Source organism: Streptosporangium sp. NPDC051022 (genome assembly GCF_040683035.1).
Classification (GTDB): Bacteria; Actinomycetota; Actinomycetes; order Streptosporangiales; family Streptosporangiaceae; genus Streptosporangium.
Window position 1 is genome coordinate 24617 of record NZ_JBFBCF010000050.1, and the last position, 23298, is coordinate 47914.

Genomic DNA, 23298 nt, shown 5'->3' on the forward strand with positions numbered 1-23298 from the left:
CCGAGCCGGGGGTCTCGTGCGGTAGCGTTATGCATAACTAATTCTCGGCATTTTCGAATGCCCGTTCGCATAGGTTTGGGGCGCCATGAACCTTACCGAAGACAAGCAGTCCGGGGTCTCATCAAACCTCAAGGACCTGCGAGACGTTCCGTTGTCTCTTGTCCACGAAACCGATGTCGACGGCATCCTTCAGCGAATCCTTCCGGAGTCCGCTCCCATCGAGCGTGTCTCCGTCGCGGCGTTCAATTCGTCGATCTAGCCCGCCGGCCACGATGGACCGCCCCTTCGTGCCATTCCGACAATTCGTACTTAAGGTGCATAGTCGCTGCGATCTGGCATGCGACCACTGCTATGTGTACGAACACGCGGACCAGAGCTGGCGGGGCCGTCCGAAGGTCGTCTCGGACCGGACCGTGACCCAGGCGGTCACCCGCATCGCCGAGCACGTGAGCGCGCACGCGCTCGATCGCGTGCACGTCGTACTGCATGGCGGCGAACCGCTTCTGGCGGGACGGGACCGGCTCGGCCGCATCGCCGCCGAACTGCGGGGGCGGCTCGGCGGGCTGTGCGCGCTCGATCTGCGGGTGCACACCAACGGGGTGCTCCTCGACGAGCGCACCCTCGACGTCTTCGCCGAGCACGACGTCAAGGTCGGCGTCTCACTGGACGGCGACCGCGCGGCCAACGACAGGCACCGGCGTTACGCCGACGGCCGCAGCAGCTACGACCAGGTGATCGCCGCGGTGGGGTTGTTGCGCCGCCGCCCCGAGCTGTACGCCGGGCTGCTGTGCACGATCGACGTCGCCAACGACCCGGTGGCGGTCTACCACGCGCTGGCCGAGCTGGAGCCCCCGCGTGTCGACTTCCTGCTGCCGCACGCCACCTGGGACGCCCCTCCCGCGCGTCCCACGCCGACGGCGTACGCCGACTGGCTCATCGAGATCTTCGAGACCTGGCTCTCCGAGGGCGCCAGGCTCCCGGTGCGGATGTTCGAGTCGATCATCCGTACCAGCCGCGGCGACTCCAGCCTCACCGAGTCGCTCGGGCTCGAGCCGTCCGACCTCGTCGTCATCGAGACCGACGGCGGCTACGAGCAGGCCGACTCGCTCAAGACCGCCTTCGACGGGGCGCCCGCGACCGGGCTCGACGTGTTCGGCCACGAACTCGACGCCGTCGCCGCGCACACCGGCGTCCTCGCCCGTGGACAGGGGCTCGGCGGGCTGTGCGACACCTGCCGCGCCTGCCCGGTCGTCGACAGCTGCGGCGGGGGACTCTACGCCCACCGCTACCGGACCGGATCGGCCTTCGCCAACCCCAGCGTCTACTCGGCGGACCTCCTCAAACTCATCACCCACGTCCGGAGCAGGACCACGATGCCGACGCACGCGGTGCCCTACGGCACGATCGACGCCCTCGCCGGGGGATACGGCGACGACCGGGACGTCGCCTGTCTCGCCGCGTCGCAGCGCACCCTGCGCCGCGGGCTGCTGGCCGGGGTCCACGCCCACCGCCCGGCCGTCACCGGATGGGACCTGCTCACCCGGCTCGACACCGAGCACCGGGAGGTCGTCGACGAGGTGCTGGACCACCCCTACGTGCGGGCCTGGGCGGTCGAGTGCCTGCGGGACGCGGCGCACGCCGGACACCTCGCCAACATCGCCGCCGCGGCGGCGATCAGGGCCGGGGCCAGGGCGGCGATCACCGTCCGGGTGCTGGACGGCATGGTCCACCTGCCGACCCTGGGCGCGCTCGAAGCGGGGCCCGGTGCCACCGCCCGGCTGCTCGTGGACGAGGAGGGTTTCGAGCTGGTGGGAGACCGGGGCGCGGCCTGGCATCCGGTCAGGAGGCTCGTCGCGGGCGACTTCTCGGTCACGCTGGAGGACACCGACCCCTACCGCGCCTGCCACGGCCACCGGGTCGCCGCGCGCCTGTCGCCGGACGAGGTGGCCGCGTGGCAGCGGGCCTTCACGCGGGCGTGGGAGCTGATCGAGTCCGACCATCCCGCCTACGCCCCGGGCCTGCGCGCGGGCCTGTCGACCCTGACGCCGCTGGCCGCCCCCGAGCGGGGCGGGGACGCCAGCTCGACGGCCCGGCACGCCTTCGGCGCCGTGGCGGCCGCGCTCCCCGACGACCCGGCCACGCTCGCGCTGCTGATGATCCACGAGTTCCAGCACGTCAAGCTGGGTGCGGTGCTCGACATCGTCGACCTGTACGACGAGTCGGACACCAGGAGCTACTACGCGCCGTGGCGGCCCGACCCCCGGCCGCTCGAGGGCCTGCTCCAGGGCACCTACGCCCATGTCGCGGTCACCGACTTCTGGCGGGCGCGCCGCCGCTCCGCCCCCGACCTCGGCGACGTGCAGTTCGCCCGCTGGCGGGCACAGACCGCCAAGGCGATCGAGACCCTGGACCACTCGGGCGCCATGACCTCCCTGGGCGCGCGTTTCGTCGCCGGGATGCGCCGCTCGGTCGGCCCCTGGCTGGAGGAGCCCGTTTCCGCGGCGGCGGCCGCGGCGGCGGACCGGCTCTCGCATCGGCACCGTACGGCCTGGGCGAAACAGCAGAGCTGATCTTCTTTCCCCGAAATAATTAGCGGCGCAGGCACTTTTGTGGCAAAGACTGCGTTCCTATAGTTAAATCTCGGGGGAAGGAGGCGGATGACCACTCCAGCCACGCCCGCTCAACCCACAGGGCCATACTTCTTCCTCAGTTATGCGCATGTGCCGCCACATGATCCCGTCGACACCGGTGACCCCAACCAATGGGTGGAAAAGCTGTTCCGGGCGCTATGTGAGCATATTATGCATCTCACCCGGGTTCCCGCCGGGGCGGCGGGATATATGGACAGGGAATTACGGGCAGGGGACAACTGGTCTCAAACCCTCTCGGATCGCCTCTCCACCTGCCGGGTGTTCGTCCCGCTTTACTCCCCGCGATACTTCGAGAGCGATCACTGCGGCAAGGAATGGGCGGCCTTTCTGGAGCGCGCCCCCCGCCACGGCGCCCCCGACGCGATCGTGCCCGCCGTCTGGGCCCCCATGCGGACCATGACCCTTCCGCACGCCGCGCAGGCGATCCAGTTCAACCACGCCGACCTCGGGACGCGATACGCGGAGGAGGGCTTCTACGGGATCATGAAGCTCAACAAGTATCGCAGCCAGTACCAGATGGCGACCCTCGGGCTGGCCCAGCGGATCATCCAGGTGGCCGAGACGACGCCCATGCCGCACGGCAGGATCCGCGACTACACGACCGTGCCGAGCGTCTTCGGCGACCACACGCCCGAACGCCCGGTGACCATGACCGTCGTCGCCCCCGACCTGAAGCACCTCCCCGAGGGACGGGACGCCTACCACTACGGGCGGACGCCGCACGAATGGGATCCCTACCGCAGCCGCGACGGCATGCGGCCCCTGGCCGACTGCGCGGTCGAGGTGGCGCGCTCCCGGGGCTTCCTGCCGCACGTGGGCACGCTCGACGAGCACGCGGAGTCTCTGGCGGCGGAGGTGCCCCAGGCTCCGGGGGTGCTGCTGGTCGACCCCTGGGCGACGGCCGCCGACGACGGCATGGAGTCCCTGCGGCCGGTCAACCAGCCGGGACGGCAGTGGATCAGCGTGATGGTGCCGTGGAACGCCCAGGACTACGAGACCGTCCAGCAGGAGACGAGACTCAGGGGCTGCCTGCGGGAGGCGCTCGGCCACAAACTCACCGAGCCCGCGGCCAACCCCAGCGTCCCCACCCTGGACGCGTTCAAGAACATCCTGCCGGACGCCCTGCACCGGGCGACCCAGCAGTACTTCAAACACGCCCCCGTCTATCCGCCGGGGGGCAAAAAAGTCGACAGACCCAGGCTGATCGGGCCGGAGGAGTAGCGAACATGAGCGAGGGCCGGATCGTTACCTTCTACTCGTACAAGGGCGGTACCGGGCGCACGATGGCGCTGGCCAACACGGCGTGGATCCTCGCGAGCAGCGGCAAACGGGTCCTCGTCGTCGACTGGGACCTGGAGTCGCCGGGCCTGCACAAGTTCTTCCGCCCCTTCCTCGACGGCGGGCTGGTCGCCAACACCTCCGGGGTCATCGACCTGATCACCACCTACCAGTGGGCCGCGATGAAGCGGGAGGCGCGGCCGCGCGACTGGCACCGCCAGTACGCCCGCGTCGAGCCGCACGCGGTCTCCCTGGGATTCGACTTCCCCGAGGACGGGACGCTCGACTTCGTCTCGGCGGGACGGCAGAACCGCGACTACTCGTCCCTGGTCTCCGGCTTCGACTGGGACACCTTCTACGAGCGGCAGGGCGGCGGGCAGTTCTTCGACGCGCTCCGCGCCGACATGAAGGCCTGTTACGACTACACGCTCGTCGACAGCCGCACCGGCCTGAGCGACATCGCGGAGATCTGCACGGTCCAGATGCCGGACATCCTCGTGGCCTGCTTCACCCTGTCGGACCAGGGCATCGACGGGACATCCTCGGTGGCCCGGCACATCGACGAGCGGTACGGCGACCGCAACATCCGCATCCTGCCCGTCCCCATGCGCATCGAGACCGGTGAGAAGGAGAAGTGCGACGCGGGCCGCAGCCTCGCCAAACGCAGGTTCGACAAGTTCCCGCGGGACATGACGCAGCAGGAGATCGACCAGTACTGGGGCGCGGTCGAGATTCCGTACACCCCCTTCTATGCCTTCGAGGAGATCCTCGCAGCCTTCGGCGACGAGCCGAACCGCCCCGGCTCCATACTCTCGGCCTTCGAACGGCTCACGGGCGCGATCACCGAGGGCGAGGTCTCCTCGATCCCCCAGATGGAGGAGACCGTACGGCTGCGCTACCTGGAGTCCTTCGTCCGCCGTCACCCGGCCCACCAGACCGACGTCTACCTCAGCTACGCCTCCGAGGACCGCATGTGGGCGGACTGGATCGCCGCCCTGCTCGACCGGTACGGCTACCACGTGACGCTGCGCGCCGTCGACTCCGAGGAGGCCGCCGACTTCGGCGGGGACGTGCCGAGGGCGATCGTCGTGCTCTCCGGCGCCTACACCCGATCCTCGCGCAGCCACGAGGTGTGGCAGTGGCTCACGAACGCCGAGAGCGCGGTCCGCGCCGAGCTGATCGCGCTGCGCGTCTCCGAGGCCCGCTTCCCCTCCCCGTTCGGCGACCGCGCGCTCGTCGACCTCACCCGGATCCCGGAACAGCCGGCGGCGCGGACGCTGCTGAAGGCGCTAGGCCGGACCGACGACGGCACGGCGCCGGACATGAGCGCGCTCGGCGCGCGTTTTCCCGGCAGCGAGCCCGCCGTGTGGAACGTCTCGGCGCGCAACGCGGCCTTCACCGGGCGCGGCCCCGTGCTCGACAGACTGCGCAAGCAGCTCGTCGGAGGCAGCTCGGCCGTGGTGCTGCCGCAGGCCCTGTACGGCCTCGGCGGTGTCGGCAAGACCCAGGTGGCGCTGGAGTACGCCCACCGTTTCAGGGCCGACTACGACCTGGTCTGGTGGATCTCCTCCGAGGACCGCGAACTGATCAACTCCGACTTCGAGGAGCTCGCCAGGGAGTTGGGCATCCCCGTCACCGACAACATCTCCGAGGTCGTCGCCGCGGTGCGTGAGGCGCTGCGGCTCGGGGAGCCGTACGGCCGCTGGCTGCTGATCTTCGACAACGCCGGCGACCCCGGCGACCTGAGGGACCTCTTCCCCGGCGGGTCGTCGGGGCACATCCTGATCACCTCGCGCAACCAGGCCTGGTCGGCCGTCGCCGAGCCGCTGGAGGTCGACGTCTTCAGCCGGGAGGAGAGCCTGGAGCATCTCGGCCGCCGGGTTCGGGGGCTGGCGGACGAAGACGCGCTGCGGGTGGCGGAGGCGCTGGGCAACCTGCCGCTCGCGGTCGAGCAGGCGGCCGCCTGGCTGGCGGAGACCGGCATGCCGGCCGCGACCTTCCTGGAGCAGCTGGAGACGGAGACGGCCCGGGTGCTGTCCCTGAGGCAGCCCGCCGACTACCCGCATCCCGTCGCGGTCACCTGGAACCTCTCCCTCGGCCAGCTGCAGGAGAGTTCTCCCGCGTCGGTCAGGCTGCTCCAGCTGTGCGCCTTCTTCGCCCCCGAGCCCATCTCGATGCAGCTCCTCTACAGCGACGAGATGATGGACGCGCTTCTCCCCTTCGACGACGCACTGCGCGAGAAGCTCGTCCTCGGCCGGGTCATCCAGCAGATCGGCAGGTTCGCGCTGGCCAAGGTCGACCAGGGCAACAACACCATCCAGGTGCACCGGCTGGTCCAGGCGGTGATCCGCAGCCAGATGTCCGACGAGGAGCAGCAGCTGGCCTGTCACCAGGTGCACCGCATCCTCGTCGGCGCCAGGCCGCGGCAGGGCGACGTGGACGACCCGGAGAACTGGGTCCGCTACGACCTGCTCTGGCAGCACCTGCAGCCGTCGAGGGCGACGGAGTGCACCGAGGAGGAGACCAGGCAACTGCTCACCGACCGGGTGCGCTACCTCTGGAAGCGCGGCGACTTCGCCCAGGCCCTGGCCCTGGGCGACTCCCTGGCCGACTACTGGGAGAACGAGTTCGGGATCCAGGACCGGCAGCGGCTGCACCTGCTGTTCAACGTGGCCAACGTCAAGCGCTCCCAGGGCAAGTACGAGGAGGCCAGGGACCTCGACCTGTGGGTGCGCGACCAGCAGCTCAGGGTGGTCGGCGAACGTCATCCGCACACGCTGCTGACCGCGGGCGGGCTCGCGGGCGATCTGCGCGGCCTCGGCGAGTACGAGAGCTCGCTGGAGATGGACAAGGTGACCTACGACCGGTGGAAGACCCTCTTCGGCGAGGACCACCCGCGCACCCTGGCCTCCGGCAACAACCTCGCGCTCAGTTACCGGCTCGTCGGCGACGGCCTCAGCGCCCGCGACCTCGACCAGGACACCCTGCAGCGCCGCACCCGGGTGCTCGGCGCCAACCACCCCTACACCCTGTACTCGGCCGCGCAGCTCGCCCGCGACCTGCGCGAGATCGGCCAGTACCGCGAGTCGGTCGACCTGCTGCGCAACACGCTGCAGCACTACCGCCAGTCCCTGGGGGAGAGCTTCGTCGACACCCTCCGCGCGGCCAAGAGCCTGGCGGTCTCGCTGCGCAGGGCCGGTGAGCAGCAGGAGGCGCGGGATCTCGCCAAGGTGACCGACGAACGCTACAGGCTGCGCTACGCCGGCACGCCGGACGCGCTGGCGGCGACCCTCGAACTCGCCTGCTGCATGTCCGCGCTGGGCGACGAGGTGGGCGCGCGCGACCTCACCGGTGAGATCACGCGCATCTACCGCGACACCCTCGGCGAGAACCACCCGGGCACGCTCATCGCGCTGAACAACCTGACGATCCACACGCGCGGCACGGGCGAGCCGGCCAGGGCCACCTCACAGGCCAGGGCCGTGCTGGAGGGGCTGAAGGCGCACCTCGGGGAGAACCACCCGTTCACCCTGTCGGCGGCGATCAACCTCGCCAACTGCCTGGGGGAGAACGAGAGCCTCGCGGAGGCGGAGGCGCTGGAACGCCAGACGCTGACCGCCCTGCGCGCCAAGCTCGGCGACACGCATCCCGACACGCTCGTCTGCGAGGCCAACCTGGCGGTGACCCTGTGGTCGGCCGGGCACACCGCCAGGGCCGAGCAGCTGAGAGAGCGGCTGCTGCCGATCATGGGCCGCTCCTTGGGCGAGACCCACCCGATCCTGACCCAGCTCAAGGAGTGGCGGCGCATCAACAGGGATCTCGAACCCCAGCCGTTCTGACGTCAGACGGCGGCCAGCCAGGTCATTATGTCGGGCATCACGTGCAGGGCGCCGAAGTGCGCGGCGCCCTGCTGGATCACCACCCTGGCGCCCGGGATCCGCCGGCCCAGCCAGTGCGCGTGGCCGACGGGGGAGAAGACGTCCTCGTCGCCGTGCCAGAGCAGCGTGGGAACCGTGATGGTGCCCGGGTCGAACCCCCACGGCGCGTTGAACGCGAGCGCGTCGTCGACCCACCCGTCCGCCGAGTGCCGTACGGCCTCCGCGAAGTTCCGTGCCAGCATCGTGCGGATCCCGAAGTCGGCCACGATGTGCCGGTCGGACTCCGGCAGTTCGTGGTCGAACGCGGGAACCAGACGGGTCGGGTCCGCTCTGATCTCCTCGACCGCCGGGGAGAGCAGCGCGGTCACCGCGCTGTGGCCGAGCGCCGCGGCGGTGTACTCGTCGACGTTGGACACCGACATGCCCTTGAACCAGTCGAGTCCCTCGGCGCCGCGCGGAGCGAGCGGAACGAGCGCGGCGACCCTCGTCGTGCGCTCGGGCAGCAGCGCCGCGCAGGCGAGCGCGTGCGGGGCGCCCCCGGAGCGGCCCAGCACGGCGAAGGAGCCGATGCCCAGCGCGTCGGCGATGGCCGCCATGTCCTCGGCGACGTCGGCCACGTTTCTGCCGATCCGCCGGTCGGAGAGCCCGTATCCGGGCCGGTCGTACGTGATCAGCCTGACTCCCAGCCGGTAGAGGACGGTCGCGCGCGGCGACGGCCCCACCCTGCTGCCCGGTGTGCCGTGGAGCAGGAAGACCGGGCTTCCCTCCGGCTCACCTCTTTCGTCGACCGCGAGCGTTCTCCCGTCACGGGTGCGCACGAACGTCGTCAAGGTACCTCCTTGCCGTTTATCAGGATCCTCCCTCCTGCCAGGGAGTTTGTCCCGTAGCGATTGGTTGCCGAAACACCTCACTTACCTGCCCCTGGCGGGAGGTTCCGGGCCTCCGCCGCCCTCGGGAGGAAACGGGCATGCCGTTTATCCGGGAAAAACCGGGCGGGTGGACGGCTAGGATTTCCGGCCGTGACCGGTGTCGGATTCGCGTTGCCCGCCCCTCCGGCGGGGCCATGACGGCCGTGGACGGGTTCAGCCTGAGCGTCGAGGAGCATCGGCGGGAGCTGCACGTGCACTGCTATCGCATGCTCGGCTCCTTCGACGAGGCCGAGGACATGGTGCAGGAGACGTTCCTGCGGGCCTGGCGTGGCCGCCGGGCGCTGCGCGAGGAGACAGGCCTGCGCGCCTGGCTGTACCGGATCGCGACCAACGCCTGCCTGGACCACCTCAGGGCGCACCCCCGGCGGCCCCAGCCGCGCCCCGCGCCGGCCCTGGCCGCCGACCCGGGGATCGACCCCCCTGCCTCGGGGGCGGTCCCGTGGCTGCAGCCCTACCCCGACGAGCTGCTGGACACCGCCGACGTGGTGATCGACCGCGAGACGATCGAGCTGGCCTTCCTGGTCGCGATCCAGCACCTGCCGCCCCGCCAGCGCGCGGTGCTGATCCTGCGCGACGTGCTCGGCTGGTCGGCGCAGGAGACCGCGACGTCGCTGGAGCTGACCGTGGCCGCGGTGAAGAGCGCCCTGCAGCGCGCCAGGCCGACGCTCAGGGAGCACCTGCCCGCCAGGCGGCTGGAGTGGGCCGCCTCCGCCGAGCCCACCGCCGACGAACGCGCCGTCCTGCGCCGCTACATCGACGCCGTCGAGCAGGCCGATCCGGCCGTCCTGGCCGGGGTGCTGCGGGCCGACGTCTGGCAGACGATGCCGCCCGCGCCGATCTGGCTGCTGGGACGGCAGGCGTTCATGGCGTCGTGGACCCCCGCGATGGTCGGCCCGGAGGCCTGGGGCGACTGGCGGCTGCTGCCCACCCGGGCCAACCGGCAGCCCGCCGCGGCCGCCTACCTGCAGCGGCCCGGGGAGCCGGACTTCCGGCCCTCCTGGATGGGGATCCTGCGCGTCGAGGACGGGCTGGTGACCCAGATCACCACCTACGGCGGGGACACCTTCCCCCGATTCGGTCTTCCGCCCTCGCTCTGACCCCGTTCCCGGTACCTCTCGGCGGGCCCGCTTCCGGCGGACCCGCCGAGAGGTACCGGGGGCACCGATTCCTTTTTCGCGCCGCCGTCGTCTTACGGGGGAACTCACGAGAGAGGAATCATCATGACCGACCTTCAGAAGCAGGTGCAGGCCGCCATCGACGAGCTCGTCGAGTCGGGGGCCGAACGCGGCGTGCAGGTCGCCGTCTACCGGCGCGGCGAGCTCCTGGTCGACGCGGTCGGGGGTGTCGCCGACCCGGCGACGGGCCGTCCCCTCACCTCCGCCACCCCGGTCAACAGCACCTCGACGGGCAAGGGCGTGACCGCGGCCGTCGTCCACGTGCTGGCCGAGCGCGGCGTCCTCGGCTACGAGACCCGGATCGCGGACGTGTGGCCGGAGTTCGCCGCCCACGGCAAGGAGAAGGCCACCGTACGGCACGCGCTGACGCACGCGACCGGCGTTCCCGGGGTGCCGGTCGCCACCACGCCCGAGGATCTGTGCGACTGGGACGGCATGTGCGCCGCGATCGCCGGGGCCAGGCCCTGGTGGGAGCCGGGGACCCGGTTCGGCTACCACCCGCAGACCTACGGCCACATCCTCGGCGAGGTCGTGCGCAGGGTGACCGGCAAGCGCATCTCGCAGGTGCTCCACGAGGAGGTGGCGGAACCGCTCGGCCTGACCGGCGAGCTGTTCTTCGGCGTTCCCGAGTCCGAGCTCGGCGGCCTGGCCAGGATCGAGGACGCCGGGCCCCCGATGGAGCTGCCCGCCGAGGTGATGGCCGGGATCCCGTTCTTCAGGGTGGTGGACGGCTACACGGCCGCCCCCGCGGCGGCGATGCCCGACGCCGCGTTCTGCAACCGCGCCGACGTGCTGGGCTCCGACATCCCGGCGGGCGCCACGCTGACCGCCCGCGCGGTGGCCCGCGTGTACGACGCGCTGCTGGGCGGGGAGCTCGTCTCCGCCGACCGGCTGCGCGAGCTGTCCACTCCGGCGATGACGGGCGTTGACGAGGTCACCGGTGCCCCGGGCACCTGGGGGCTGGGCTACACGATCGGCCTGACCCCGGGGCTCGGCTCCCCGGCCCTGTTCGGGATGGCGGGCAGCGGCGGCACCGCCGCCTTCGCCGACGCCGCGACTGGTATCAGCGTCGGCGTGACGAAGAACCGGGCCTCGGCCGGGGACTTCGGCACCGTCGAGCGGATCGGCAGGATCGCGCTCCAGCTGGACTGATCGCGGGCGTCTCCGGGATCGTTCCGGGGCCGTGCCGAAGGTCTCCGGGACGGGGGGCGCCCCCCGTCCCGGCGGGCCCGGTTCTCCGCTCCCACCGGCGCGAACAGCATGATCCTCGTACAATGACGCGATGGCCTCCTCCGAGAACGGTCCCGACGACAACGGGCTCAGCCACCCCGGCCCCGCCGAGAGCGGCCCGGCCGAGAGTGGTCCAGAAACAGCCGGAAACGGCTGGAACGACCCTGATTCGCCCCCGCCGGAGGGCGGTCCGGGCGAGGAGTGGCCGGACGGGGACGGTCCTGACGGGGACGGTCCGGGCGAGGAGTGGCCGGACGAGGAGTGGCCCGGCGGAGACGGGGAGAGCGACGCGTCGCGCGTGCTGCGGCGCGTCTTCGGCTACGCCTCGTTCAGAGAGGGCCAGCAGGAGATCATCGAGCACGTCGTCGGCGGCGGTGACGCCCTCGTGCTCATGCCCACGGGCGGCGGCAAGTCGCTGTGCTACCAGATCCCCGCGCTCGTGCGCGAGGGTGTGGGCGTCGTCGTCTCCCCGCTCATCGCGCTCATGCAGGACCAGGTGGACGCCCTGACGGCCCTCGGGGTGCGGGCCGGGTTCCTCAACTCGACGCAGGACCTCGACGAGCGCAGGCAGGTCGAGTCCGCCTTCCTGGAAGGCGAGCTGGACCTGCTCTACCTGGCGCCCGAGCGGTTGCGGGTCGACTCGGCGCTGCGGCTGCTCGACCGGGGCAAGATCTCCCTGTTCGCCATCGACGAGGCGCACTGCGTGGCCCAGTGGGGACACGACTTCCGGCCCGACTACCTGGCCCTGTCCACGCTGCACGAGCGCTGGCCCGACGTACCCCGCATCGCGCTGACCGCGACCGCGACCCCGGCCACCCACGCCGAGATCGCCTCCCGGCTCAACCTGGAGCAGGCCCGGCACTTCGTGGCGAGCTTCGACCGCCCCAACATCCAGTACCGCGTCGAGCCGAAGAACGAGCCCAAGCGGCAGCTGCTGAGGCTCGTCCGCACCGAACACCCCGGCGACGCGGGCATCGTCTACTGCCTGTCGCGGGCCTCCGTCGACAAGACCGCCGAGTTCCTGGTGGAGAACGGGATCCAGGCGCTGCCGTACCACGCGGGCCTCGACGCGCGCACCCGGGCCGAGAACCAGGCGCGCTTCCTGCGCGAGGACGGCCTCGTCATGGTCGCCACCATCGCCTTCGGGATGGGCATCGACAAGCCGGACGTGCGCTTCGTCGCCCACCTCGACCTGCCCAAGTCCGTCGAGGGCTACTACCAGGAGACCGGCCGCGCCGGCCGCGACGGCCTGCCCTCGACCGCCTGGCTGGCCTACGGCCTCCAGGACGTCGTGCAGCAGCGCAAGCTGATCGACACCTCCGAGGGCGACGACGCGCACCGCAGGCGCCTGGGCACCCACCTGGAGGCCATGCTGGCGCTCTGCGAGACCGTGGAGTGCCGCCGGGTGCGCCTGCTCGACTACTTCGGCCAGCGAGGCATCCCCTGCGGCAACTGCGACACCTGCCTGTCGCCGCCGGAGTCCTGGGACGGCACGGTCGCCGCCCAGAAGGTCCTGTCCACGGTGTTCCGGCTCATGCGGGAGCGGCGCCAGAAGTTCGGCGTGGGGCAGATCGTCGACATCCTGCTGGGCCGGCAGACGCCCAAGGTCGTCCAGCACGGTCACGACTCGCTGACGGTGTTCGGCGTCGGCACGGAGCTGGGCGAGGCCGAGTGGCGCGGCGTGGTGCGGCAGCTGCTGGCCCAGGGACTCCTGACCGTCGAGGGCGACTACGGCACCCTGCTGCTGACCGAGGCGAGCGCCGAGGTGCTCGGGCGCAGGCGGCAGGTCATGCTGCGGCGCCCGCCGCAGCGGGAGCCCCGGAAGGAGACGGCGCGCGAGACCCGGGCCGCCAAGACCCCCAAGGGCCGCCGTCCCGCCCCCGTGGACCTTCCCGAGGAGGCGGTGCCGGTGTTCGAACGGCTCCGCGCCTGGCGGGCGGCCACCGCGAAGGAGCAGGGGGTGCCCGCGTATGTGATCTTCCACGACGCGACCCTGCGCGAGATCGCCGCCGGGGCGCCGTCCTCCCTGGCCGAGCTGTCCACGGTGAACGGCGTCGGGGAGAACAAACTGGCCAAGTACGGGCAGGAGATCCTGGACACCCTCGCGGCCGACCCCGCCCCGTAGGGCGGGGCCGGCCCGGAACCGTCCCCGGTTGGGTCGATCGGTGCGGCCACCGGTCAGAGGACCGCGCAGCCGACGCGGATCGGGAGCTTCGCCGACCAGCGGCCGGAGACCACGTCGTAGGCCTGGGCGTAGCCGTTGGCGGGCTTGCCGGCCGCGGCGCAGTCGAAGGCGCCGGTCTTCTTGCCGAAGCTGCCGCCCGCGTGCCCGGAGTGCGAGGTGGCGTTCACCGAGCCGCTCCAGACCTGCTTGCCGGTGTTGTAGCGGATGTAGAGCCTGACCTGGCCGAAGTTGTAGTGGTCGCCGTTGAGCTGCAGCCGCGGGATGTCGTCGACGGAGGTGCTGGTCGCGGTGCCGTCGCCGTTGTCGGTCGGGGGCACGGTGTAGCGGCTGATCCACAGGCGGGCCAGGACCTTCCGCGCCGAGGCCTGGGCGTTGTCGGCCGCGGCCTGGGAGCGCCGCTGGGGGACCACGCACACGTCGTCGCCGGAGAAGGCCTCACGCCAGACGTATCCCGTGACACAGGTGTGCGCGCCGTACTCGCCGGACGTCCAGCGGCTCGCCCTCGCCGCGTTGTCGGCGGCGGTCTGGTCGCGGACCGACGAGGTCACGCAGACGCGGTCGGAGGGGCGGGCCTCGCGCCAGACGTATCCCTGCAGGCAGGTGTCCGGCCCGTAGTCGCCGGTCGCCGAGGCCGACGTTGAGGCCGACGTTGAGGCCGACGCCGAGGCCGGGCCCGCGGGGACGGCCACGGAGAGGGCGGCGAGAGCGGTGACGGTGAGGCCCAGGAGGGTGCGCTTCATGACTTTCTCCCTGATGAACGATGGTCGCCTCCGGCCGACCGTTGTCGCCGGGCGCACCCCCAGAGATAGCCGTGACCGCCTGCACACGCCTTGCCGACCGCTTTCCGCCCGAACGGAAAGTGTTCTGTAAGTCACTGTAAGGGGCCGGCGCCCGGCGGCCCGGGGAAGCCGCGAGGCCGCCGAGACGCCCAGGAACGACACTTCCGGTGAATCTCGCCACAGATGTGAACACCCGTTTGGCCAACAAGCCGCCGACATTCTGGAATGATCGCGTTAATATCCTGTCGGACATCGAGACTGACGGACAGTGACTGAGATGCCCCCCATCGATCAAATCAGTGCCTTCGCTTCGGATCGCCCGATCGCGACGGTCGTCATCTGCGTGATCGGTCTGGCCCTGCTGGGCCTGGCCTACCTCGCCTTACGCGCCGTCTACCGGGCCGGAACCCAGTTCTTCCACCGCTACGTCGCCCCCAGGCCGGCCGAGGACATCCTCACCATCGTCGCCGCCAGCATCGCCACCGGAGTGTCCGCGCAGGGCATGTGGCGCTTCTCGGGCGACGTCCTCGGGTTCGACGGCCCGCTGAGACTGCTGCTCTTCGCGTTCATCGAAGTCGCGGTGATCACCAGCGCCGTACGGGCCCGCCGCAACATGAGGGAGAACTACTCCGCGGGCATCGACGGCATCGCGGTGTGGACGCTCACCGGCCTGTCCGCGGTGCTGTCGAGCATGGACGCCCGCAGCCTCGCCGAGGCCGTCTTCCGGCTAGCGGCCCCCCTGGTGGCCGCCTGGCTGTGGGAGCGGGGGATGGCGATCGAGCGGCACCGCATCACCGGGCGGCACCGCATCAACTGGCGGCTCACCCCCGAGCGCATGCTGGTCCGCGTCGGGCTCGCCGAGGTCAGCGACCGCACCGCGAGCGAGGTCGACGCCCACCGGCGGCTGACCCGGGTCGCGCTGGCGGCCAAGCGCGCCCGCGCGCTCCGCGAGGCGGGCGCCTCCAACCGGAAGATGCGCGCCGCGCTCACCAAGCTGGACCGGGCGATGGACCGGGCGGTCGAGCACACCGGCCTGGCGGTCGACAGCAACCGCCAGGAGGCGCTGCTGTCCCAGATCGGAGCCCTCTACAACACCTCGGCTCTGATCGACCTGAGCCCGCCGGTGCCGTGGGCGCCCGAGCCCGAGGAGCCCCCGACGCCGGCGCTGCCCGCGGCCGTGCTGGACGACGACGACGACGAGGACGAGGGCGAGGTCGAGATGCTGGACTCCGCCCCGCCCGTGGTCGACACCGCCCAGCGCGCGGCCCTGATGCGTGCCGCGCGGGAGTACTGGGACAAGCAGGTCGAGCGGAAGTTCGTGCCCAGGGCGGCCGACATCGCCCACGAGACCGGCATCTCGCTGACGACCGCCCGGGAGTACCGCGCCCTCTGGAAGCTGGAGCCCCGCGCCCACGCCCTGATAGAGGCCGCCTACAACGAACACGGGATCATCGACACCGGCACCTTCCCCGCCATCGAGACCCAGGTCCAGGAGCGCATCCTGACCGTCAACGGTTCCTCCCACTGAGACGGGAGCGCGGGAGGACGGCTGCGTGGCAGGCGGCCGTCACCCGCGTCCACCGGACCGGCCGGATCACCGGCGCGGTGACGGGGAACGTCCACCGGGCCGGGCGGCTCCGCGTGCCGCCGGTCTCATCGGGGGCGGGACCCCCACACGTCACCGGGCTCGTCGAGGTGCTGGTCGACCTCGGCGCTGCCGTTGACCCTGAGCTTGCGGCGGGCGCGTTCGTAGAAGGTGGTGTCGCCGAGCCGTACGACCCGGGCGGCGGCGCGCAGCGCGGTGACGGTGACCCGGTCTCCCGGCGACAGGTGGGCGGCGACCGCGCCGTCCACCTCGACGGCCAGCGTGCCGCTGGCCGGGAGCAGCTCCAGGGTGACCTCCTCGTCGGCGGACAGCACCATGGCCCGGTTGAACGCCGAGTGGGCGGCCGCGGGCACGACGAGGAACCCCTCGACCGTCGGGGAGACGATGGGGCCGCCCGCGGAGAAGCTGTAGGCGGTCGATCCAGTGGAGGTCGCGACGATGACGGCGTCGGCCGCGTAGCGGACGAAGGGGTGCCCCGCCACGGAGACCGCGATCGCCGACAGCCCGTCGCCGGGGATGCGCACCAGGGCGATGTCGTTGAACGCGGTCACCGCCCCCGCTCCCGGCAGCGACGTGCACACCGCCATACGGGGTTCGACGGTGTAGCGGTGGTCGTCGATCGCCGAAAGCGCCGGGGGCAGGCCGTCGACGTCGATCTCGGCGAGGAATCCCAGCCTGCCCAGGTTCACCCCGAGAATGGGGGTCGGCTGCCCGGCGATGAGCCGCATGGTGCGCAGCATGGTGCCGTCGCCGCCCAGGCTGACGAGCAGGTCGGCACGCCTGACCAGGGTGCCCGGGGCGACCGCGACCGCGCTGCAGTCGATGCGCCCGACCTCCTCCGGCAGGCCGAGCACCGTGACACCGCGGCCGCGCGCCCACTCCACGATGGTGTCGATGGCCACCTTCGAGTCACGTCGCGGGTGCAGAACCAGCCCGACCGTTTCGACCATGCCCATGGCGCCACTGTACGGGGCGAGGTGGAGCGGAGGCCCGCCCGACGCTCAGCTCTGCCGCCGCCGCTTCATCCGCGCCTCGTGGAGATGGCGGCGGCCCGCCGCCAGCTCGTCCCTGATCCGTTTCTCCACGTCGGCGAAGACACGGTAGTAGCCGTCGTCGTACTCCTCGACGATCTGGAAGGTCCACCGGTCGGGAAGCACGTCGCGGCCGAGGAGCTCGTCGGCCACGAGATCGGCCGGCCCGTGGTGGCCGGCGGCGCGCAGCAGCTCGACGACCTCGTCGAGCTGCAGGTCGGCGTGACCGGTGAGCTGGTGGAAGGAGTACAGATGGCCTCGGGCCCGCTCCGTCGTCTCCAGGGCCTCGGAGAGCCTGCCCAGCGCCTCGACGGTGAGGTCGTCGATGCCGGCGGGCTCGCAGGGCCAGGGAGGCGATGGAGGCGACGGCCTGGCCTGCCTTTCGTCGTGGGTCACCGGGCCTCCTCGCGTCCGACCTGCGGGAATCCTTCTGTACCCAGGCGTGGGGGAGTGAAATCGTGCCGGTCGGGTGAAGACGGGCCGCCGCGGGGGCGTCAGGGCCGGAGGTAGGCGAGGACGGCCTGGACGCGGCGATGGTAGTCCGGGGCCGGAGGCAGGTCGAGCCGGACGAACATGTGGCGGATGTGCGCCTCCACGGTGCGCTGGGCCAGGCACAGCCGTTCGCCGATCGCCTGGTTGGACCGGCCCTCGGCCATCAGCGCCAGGACGGCGAGCTCGCGGGGGCTGAGCAGGTCGGCGGGGCCGCGGCGGCCGCCGATCATCTTGGCGACCACGTCGGGGTCGACGACGCAGCCGCCGGAACGGATGCGGTGCAGGGCGTCGACGAAGGCGTCCACCCCGGCGACACGGTCCTTGAGCAGGTAGCCGACGCCGCGGGGTTTCCCGTCGAGCAGGCCGAACAGGTAGCGGGTCTCCAGGTGCGCCGACAGCAGTAGCACGCCCGTGTCCGGGTGCGCGCGGCGCAGCTCCCGGGCGGCGCGCAGTCCCTCGGTCTGGAAGTCCGGCGGCATCCGCACGTCGACGACGACCACGTCCGGTGCGTGCTCCTCCACCGCGGCGTGCAGGTGTTCGACGTCGCCGACCTCCGCGACGACGTCCACGCCCTCGCCGCGCAGTGCCCCGGCGATGGCCTCGCGCAGGAAGACGGAGTCGTCGGCGAGGACGACCCGCAGCGGCGCCGGTTCAGGGGATGTCAACGGGCAGCACCGCCTCGACTGTGGTCCCGGCACCGGCCGGGCCGGTGACGACGAGGGTCCCGCCCAGCGCGGCGACCCGATCGAGCAGCCCCTGGAGCCCGGAGCCGCCGGAGATGTCCGCGCCGCCCCGGCCGTCGTCGCCGACGGACACGGAGAGCAGACCGTCCACGTGCCGGACGCGGACGCGGACGCGTGTGGCGCGGGAGTGTTTGAGCGCGTTGGTCAGTGCCTCGGCCACGACGAAGTACGCGGCCGACTCGATGTTCGGCGCGAACCTCGGCAGGGACGCGACGTCCGTCTCGGTGTCCAGCGGGAGCCGGCCGGCCAGATCCTCGATCGCGACGGAGAGCCCGGCCTCGGTCAGGATCACCGGATGCAGGCCGTGCGCCAGTTCCCTGATCTCGGTCAGCGCCGCGGTCAGCCCGTCGGCGACCCCGGACAGCAGGTCGACCGTCGCGGGGTCGTCGTGCGTGAACCGGCGCCGCGCGAGCTGGACGCCGAGCAGCGCGGTCACCAGCCGTTGCTGCGCCCCGTCGTGCAGGTCGCGCTCGATGCGGCGCCGCTCGGTGTCGGCGGCCTCGACGAGCCTGGCCCGTGACGCCCGCACCTCGGCGAGCTGCCCGGCGACCTGTTCCGACAGCGCCTGGTTCGTCAGGGCGAGCCCGGTCGCCGCGGCGACCGACTCCAGCACGTGCGGGTCTTCGCACAGGAGCGGGTCGTGGACGAGAACGGCGCGACGCCCGTCGTGCTCGATGACGGTGACGGCCCGGGGCGGCCGTTCGGCCGTGACGTCCAGCGCGGCCCCCCGGTCGTCGACGAGGCCCGCGTCGGTCCGGAAGGCCACCCGCAGGGACTCGTCGCGCAGCGAGCGGGCGAGCAGCTCCTGGATCTCGGCCGTCCCCATGGGGGCGCGCAACTGCCGCAACAGCCGGTTGACGGCGCCCCGGCCGAGATAGAAGTAGACCATCCCGGCCAGGAGCGCCAACGGCAGCGCGGCGAACACCACGTCGTAGGCGCGCACGAACGAGTCGTGCAGATCGCCCTGGTAGCGGAAGACCAGTCCCACCGCGGAGACGAGGCCGCCCGCCAGCATCACGGTGATGGCCGGCGCCAGCAGCGAGCGCATCAGGGCGTTGGCCGTGATCCAGCGATGTGCCAGGACGACGATCAGGCCGGCCGCGATGACGGCCGCCAGCAGGCGTGATCCGTCGCGGATGACGAGGTTGGCGAACGGGCTGTCGACGATCAGGAGCAGGCCGACCGGGTTGCCGGGAATGCGGGAGTGCAGATCGACGAACAGCGCGTTGAGCAGGCCCGTGCCGGCGGCGCCGCCGTAGGCCACCGTGATCAGCGCCCGCTGCGGACGCGACCTGAGACGCCCGGTGGGGAAGGCGAGGACCAGGTGGACGAGGAACCCGCCGGAGGCGGCGACGGTCAGCTGGCCGATCGTGTGGATCCACGGCACGGGGGACAGCTGGAGATCCTCGGAGAAGAAACCGACGCCCGCGGCCGCCATGAGCGGGCCGACCCGGTTCGTGGTGCGCCTGTGGTGCGCCAGGAGCCCGGAGGTCAGGAAGAGCATCCCGCCGATCGCGTGGACCGTCACCCGGAAGGGGTCGGCGCCCGGGTCGTTCGCGGCGATGAAGGTGGTGCCCAGCCCCAGCGCCACCCCGCACGCGGTGACCGTCCACATCGCGCCGTGGCCGTGCCACCACCGCCGTGTTCCGGTCTCGTCGCCAGTTTCCCCCGGCTCCACAGGGAGAGTTTCTCCTCGCGCCGGTCCCCTGGTCAACGCGATGACAGGCGCTCGGCGGATCGGTGGGGTCAGTTGTCAAGGACATGAATGAGCAACTCCACCGACAGCGCCCATTTAGGGATGAAACCACGGGTGCCGCAGCGGCCCGGCAGTGGTCCGAAGTCGGCCGCGTCGCGGGCCGAGCAGAGCACGACGCCGATTCCGGGGTCCGCCCGGGGCGGCGCGCGTGTTCCCGTGAGGGGGCGTACGTCGCGTGTATGTCACTGTCGCGCGGCCGGTGGGACACGCGCATCGGTGCAGGCACTCATCGGGAACGGCCGCTGCCCCGCGGCCGCGGTGACCGGGCGCGGGCTTCTGCGGTGCCCGCCGTTCCGATCCGGCCCCGGGCCCGTACGGCCCGCCTCGCGGTACGAAAGATCACCTATGTGCGGACAGGGGATGGCTGACTCGTTTTCAGCCTGGAAATTCCAGAATAAACATTCGGCCCGACTTTTCCGACAATAGCGATATTTGCATTTTGCCGAGCGATGTTTAATGCTTGACAAGCCATTTAATGGGACTCCAAAATTGGACCGTTCCGCGATGCCGATCTGTGTCCGACATCTCGTGTCAGAGGTGGAGACGGTGCCGATAATCCGGCCGCGGCCGACCCCTCGTTCTGTCTTTTTCGATTCAGGCCTTCGGTCTCTTCTTTTCGATCCGAATACGGATGGGTGGTGTGTGTTGTGACGGAGCTCGATGCCGGCAGGCCGCAGTTGAGTCTGGGCACGGACGCGGCGCGCAATCTCGCGACGACGACCAAGACCGTTCCGCAGATGCAGGAGATCTCCTCGCGGTGGCTGCTGCGGATGCTGCCGTGGGTCCAGGTCTCCGGCGGCACCTACCGGGTCAACCGGCGGCTCAGCTACACCCTCGGTGACGGCCGGGTGAGCTTCACCACCGTGGGATCGGAGGTGCGGGTGGTGCCGATAGAGCTGCGCGAGCTGCCCTCCCTGCGTCACTTCGACGAGGCCGACGCCTTGCAGGCGCTGAGCGAGCGCTTCACCCAGCGTGAGTTCGCGGCCGGGGAGGTGCTGGTGCAGGCGGGCAGGCCCGCCGACGAGGTCGTGCTCATCGCGCACGGCAAGGTCAACAAGGTCGGCACCGGCCCGTACGGCGACCAGGTCGTCCTGGCGGTGCTCGCCGGTGGCGACCACTTCGGCGACGAGACGCTGGCCGCCACGCAGGGCGAGTGGGAGTTCACGGTCAAGGCGATCACGGCGGGGACGGCGATGGTCCTGTCCCGCGAGGACTTCCACCAGGTGGCCGACCAGTCCGAGGCGCTGCGCGCGCACCTGCGGCAGGTCCAGGCCGGCCCGAAGGGCCCGCAGAACAAGTACGGCGAGGCCGCCATCGAGCTGGCCGCCGGGCACGTCGGTGAGCCCGACCTGCCGGGCACGTTCGTCGAGTACGACCTCGAACCCCGCGAGTACCAGCTGAGCGTCGCGCAGACGGTGCTGCGCGTGCACACCAGGATCGCCGACCTCTACAACGACCCGATGGACCAGGTCGAGCAGCAGCTGCGGCTGACGATCGAGGCGCTGCGCGAGCGGCAGGAGCACGAGCTGATCAACAACCCCGAGTTCGGCCTCCTGCACAACGCCGACCTCAAGCAGCGGATCCACACCCGGAGCGGGCCGCCGACCCCCGACGACCTCGACGAGCTGCTCAGCCGCCGCAGGAAGACGCAGTTCTTCCTCGCGCACCCCCGCGCCATCGCCGCGTTCGGGCAGGAGTGCAACCGCCGCGGGCTCTACCCCCTCGGCGTCGACATGGGCGGGCACAGCGTGCCGGCCTGGCGCGGCGTCCCGATCTTCTCCTGTAACAAGATCCCCATCACCGGCAGCCGGACCACGTCGATCCTCGCCCTCCGGACCGGTGAGGACGACCAGGGCGTCGTCGGCCTGCACCAGACGGGCATTCCGGACGAGTACCAGCCCAGCCTCTCCGTCCGGTTCATGGGCATCAGCGAGAAGGCGATCATCTCCTACCTGGTCAGCGCCTACTACTCGGCCGCCGTGCTGGTCCCCGACGCCCTGGGGATCCTCGAAAACGTCGAGCTCGGTCACTGAGAGCGGTCATGCACCCCTGCGAACTCCTCGACTTCTCCATGCCGCACCCGGCGGGCCCGGCCCCGCGCGGGGACAAGACGCGCAGCCGTTCCGGGAGACGGCTGCGCGAGACGAGAGCGCCCGGATCCGGGTACGACCGCTCGGGCGAGGCCGGGATACGGGACGAGCGCGCGTTCGGCGCCGCGGATCGCGGACTGCCGCGTGCCTGCGCCCATTCGCACGCGCCGGTTGAGGAGTTCGGCCTCATGACCGACCGATACGAAAGCGGGGGGACATGACGGCGGTCGAGGGGAGCCCGGCGGCCGGTGGAGTGACGGCCGAAGGGCGTTCGGCCCGCGAGGTGCTCCTGTGGAGCCGCGAAACGGTCGAGTCCGCCCTGCGCCCGGCGATTGACGCGCTTCCCCCGTCCATGCGGCGCATCGCCGGTTACCACTTCGGCTGGTGGGACGAGCGCGGTGAGCGGATCGGGGCCGACGGCGGCAAGGCGATCCGTCCGGCGCTGGTCCTGCTGGCGGCCGAGGCCGTGGGCGGCACCGCGGCCGCGGCCCTGCCGGCCGCGGTCGCCGTCGAGCTGGCGCACAACTTCTCCCTTCTGCACGACGACGTGATGGACGGTGACCGGACCCGCCGGCACCGTCCCACGGCCTGGACCGTCTTCGGGGTCAGCCCGGCGATCCTGGCCGGTGACGCCCTGCTGGCGCTGGCCTTCGACGTGCTCTCCGCGGACGGGCATCCGGCCGCTCCCGAGGCGACGCGGATCTTCGGCGCCGCGATCCAGGACCTCCTGGAGGGCCAGCACGCGGACGTGGCCTTCGAGAACCGCCAGGACGTCGAGCTCGCCGAGTGCCTGGTGATGGCGGCGGGCAAGACGGGCGCCCTGCTGGGGGGTGCCTGCGCGCTCGGCGCCCTGTTCGGCGGCGGCAGCCCGGAGCAGGTCGCGCATCTGCGCGCCTTCGGCGGCGACCTCGGGCTGGCGTTCCAGCTCGTCGACGATCTGCTGGGCATCTGGGGGGATCCCGAGGTGACCGGCAAGCCGGTCTACTCGGATCTGCGGAGCCGTAAGAAGTCCCTGCCGGTCGTGGCCGCGCTCACCTCGCCCACCCCGGCGGGACGGGAGCTGGCCGGGCTCTACCACCGGGAACCTCCCCTGACCGACGACGATCTGGTCTACGCCGCCGAACTCGTCGACGCGGTGGGCGGGCGGGCGTGGAGCCAGGCGCAGGCCGACGAGCTGCTGGCGCGGGCGCTGTGCCATCTGCGGGCGGCCTGTTCGGTGCCGCGGCCCGCCGCCGAGCTGGGGACGATCGCCCGTCTCGTGACCCGCCGGGACCGCTGAACCTCACACCGAGCCATATCGCCGGATGATGGTCAAGTGCGGGGTATGCCTTCTTGACTGATCGATGACAGCCTGAGTTCGAATCATTGTTGACGAGCTTGGATTGGATCGTCGTCGTGAGGGTGGCATTCGTCGGTAAGGGCGGCAGCGGCAAGACGACCCTGTCGGGGTTGTTCGCGAGGTATGTCGCGAGTCG

15 protein-coding genes are annotated in these 23298 nt (G+C 71.3%); 9 read left to right on the forward strand and 6 right to left on the reverse strand.

What is annotated here, in order from left to right:
- Window positions 1-272: 272 nt before the first annotated feature.
- The 3 genes from AB0N02_RS44430 (at window position 273) to fxsT (ending at window position 7768) form a co-directional block, all read left to right on the forward strand.
- The gene (locus tag AB0N02_RS44430; RefSeq protein WP_363960661.1) at window positions 273-2570 is read left to right on the forward strand and encodes an FxsB family cyclophane-forming radical SAM/SPASM peptide maturase; all 2298 of its coding nucleotides are present in this window, start codon (window positions 273-275) and stop codon (window positions 2568-2570) included.
- Window positions 2571-2657: 87 nt separating this feature from the next.
- Window positions 2658-3872: a TIR-like protein FxsC gene (locus tag AB0N02_RS44435; RefSeq protein WP_363960663.1), complete on the forward strand. Its 1215-nt coding sequence runs from the start codon at window positions 2658-2660 to the stop codon at window positions 3870-3872.
- A gap of 5 nt (window positions 3873-3877) precedes the next feature.
- Entirely contained in the window at window positions 3878-7768 is a 3891-nt protein-coding gene (gene fxsT, locus AB0N02_RS44440; protein WP_363960665.1) for an FxSxx-COOH system tetratricopeptide repeat protein, read from the forward strand.
- Window positions 7769-7770: 2 nt separating this feature from the next.
- Here the strand turns inward: fxsT and AB0N02_RS44445 are convergent, their stop codons facing one another.
- On the reverse strand, window positions 7771-8637 hold the full coding sequence (locus AB0N02_RS44445; RefSeq protein ID WP_363960667.1) for an alpha/beta hydrolase: 867 nt from the start codon (window positions 8635-8637) through the stop codon (window positions 7771-7773).
- Window positions 8638-8870: 233 nt separating this feature from the next.
- Here AB0N02_RS44445 and AB0N02_RS44450 point away from each other — a divergent pair, with 233 nt between their 5' ends.
- The 3 genes from AB0N02_RS44450 to recQ all read left to right on the forward strand — a co-directional run bounded on the left by AB0N02_RS44450 (window position 8871) and on the right by recQ (window position 13266).
- The gene (locus AB0N02_RS44450; RefSeq protein WP_363960669.1) at window positions 8871-9833 is read left to right on the forward strand and encodes an RNA polymerase subunit sigma-70; all 963 of its coding nucleotides are present in this window, start codon (window positions 8871-8873) and stop codon (window positions 9831-9833) included.
- Between the two features lie 123 nt (window positions 9834-9956).
- Complete coding sequence (locus AB0N02_RS44455; RefSeq protein WP_363960671.1) at window positions 9957-11063, forward strand: serine hydrolase domain-containing protein; 1107 nt, start codon at window positions 9957-9959, stop codon at window positions 11061-11063.
- Between the two features lie 130 nt (window positions 11064-11193).
- Complete coding sequence (recQ, locus tag AB0N02_RS44460) at window positions 11194-13266, forward strand: DNA helicase RecQ (RefSeq protein ID WP_363960673.1); 2073 nt, start codon at window positions 11194-11196, stop codon at window positions 13264-13266.
- A gap of 53 nt (window positions 13267-13319) precedes the next feature.
- Here recQ and AB0N02_RS44465 read toward each other — a convergent pair whose 3' ends face one another.
- Window positions 13320-14066, reverse strand: coding sequence for a hypothetical protein (locus tag AB0N02_RS44465; protein ID WP_363960675.1), 747 nt, complete (start codon window positions 14064-14066; stop codon window positions 13320-13322).
- Between the two features lie 316 nt (window positions 14067-14382).
- Here AB0N02_RS44465 and AB0N02_RS44470 point away from each other — a divergent pair, with 316 nt between their 5' ends.
- Window positions 14383-15633, forward strand: coding sequence for a hypothetical protein (locus tag AB0N02_RS44470; protein WP_363960677.1), 1251 nt, complete (start codon window positions 14383-14385; stop codon window positions 15631-15633).
- Between the two features lie 125 nt (window positions 15634-15758).
- Here AB0N02_RS44470 and AB0N02_RS44475 read toward each other — a convergent pair whose 3' ends face one another.
- From AB0N02_RS44475 to AB0N02_RS44490, 4 genes are all read right to left on the reverse strand, one after another.
- On the reverse strand, window positions 15759-16667 hold the full coding sequence (locus AB0N02_RS44475; RefSeq protein WP_363960679.1) for an NAD(+)/NADH kinase: 909 nt from the start codon (window positions 16665-16667) through the stop codon (window positions 15759-15761).
- Window positions 16668-16712: 45 nt separating this feature from the next.
- Window positions 16713-17138 carry a hypothetical protein gene (locus tag AB0N02_RS44480; RefSeq protein WP_363960681.1) on the reverse strand — a complete coding sequence of 142 codons (426 nt, stop codon included), beginning with the start codon at window positions 17136-17138 and terminating at the stop codon, window positions 16713-16715.
- A 98-nt stretch (window positions 17139-17236) separates the two neighbouring features.
- A complete protein-coding gene (locus AB0N02_RS44485; RefSeq protein WP_363960683.1) occupies window positions 17237-17899 on the reverse strand; it encodes a response regulator transcription factor in 663 nt (220 codons plus the stop codon).
- On the reverse strand, window positions 17886-19655 hold the full coding sequence (locus AB0N02_RS44490) for a histidine kinase (RefSeq protein WP_363960685.1): 1770 nt from the start codon (window positions 19653-19655) through the stop codon (window positions 17886-17888). The genes AB0N02_RS44485 and AB0N02_RS44490 overlap by 14 nt, the downstream gene beginning before the upstream one ends.
- 725 nt (window positions 19656-20380) lie before the next feature.
- Here AB0N02_RS44490 and AB0N02_RS44495 point away from each other — a divergent pair.
- Both AB0N02_RS44495 and AB0N02_RS44500 read left to right on the forward strand, forming a co-directional pair.
- Entirely contained in the window at window positions 20381-21766 is a 1386-nt protein-coding gene (locus tag AB0N02_RS44495) for a family 2B encapsulin nanocompartment shell protein (protein WP_363960687.1), read from the forward strand.
- Between the two features lie 274 nt (window positions 21767-22040).
- Window positions 22041-23102 (forward strand): family 2 encapsulin nanocompartment cargo protein polyprenyl transferase, encoded by a 1062-nt coding sequence (locus tag AB0N02_RS44500; protein ID WP_363960689.1) that lies wholly within the window; start codon window positions 22041-22043, stop codon window positions 23100-23102.
- The last annotated feature ends 196 nt before the right edge of the window (window positions 23103-23298 follow it).

Excerpts from the sequence above, each read along its gene's own strand:
- AB0N02_RS44455 (WP_363960671.1), top strand. The coding sequence starts at position 9,957 with ATGACCGACCTTCAGAAGCAGGTGCAGGCCGCCATCGACGAGCTCGTC.
- AB0N02_RS44465 (WP_363960675.1), bottom strand. The coding sequence starts at position 14,066 with ATGAAGCGCACCCTCCTGGGCCTCACCGTCACCGCTCTCGCCGCCCTC.
- fxsT (WP_363960665.1), top strand. The coding sequence starts at position 3,878 with ATGAGCGAGGGCCGGATCGTTACCTTCTACTCGTACAAGGGCGGTACC.
- AB0N02_RS44450 (WP_363960669.1), top strand. The coding sequence starts at position 8,871 with ATGACGGCCGTGGACGGGTTCAGCCTGAGCGTCGAGGAGCATCGGCGG.
- AB0N02_RS44475 (WP_363960679.1), bottom strand. The coding sequence starts at position 16,667 with ATGGGCATGGTCGAAACGGTCGGGCTGGTTCTGCACCCGCGACGTGAC.
- AB0N02_RS44500 (WP_363960689.1), top strand. The coding sequence starts at position 22,041 with ATGACGGCGGTCGAGGGGAGCCCGGCGGCCGGTGGAGTGACGGCCGAA.
- AB0N02_RS44470 (WP_363960677.1), top strand. The coding sequence starts at position 14,383 with ATGCCCCCCATCGATCAAATCAGTGCCTTCGCTTCGGATCGCCCGATC.
- AB0N02_RS44435 (WP_363960663.1), top strand. The coding sequence starts at position 2,658 with ATGACCACTCCAGCCACGCCCGCTCAACCCACAGGGCCATACTTCTTC.
- recQ (WP_363960673.1), top strand. The coding sequence starts at position 11,194 with ATGGCCTCCTCCGAGAACGGTCCCGACGACAACGGGCTCAGCCACCCC.
- AB0N02_RS44430 (WP_363960661.1), top strand. The coding sequence starts at position 273 with ATGGACCGCCCCTTCGTGCCATTCCGACAATTCGTACTTAAGGTGCAT.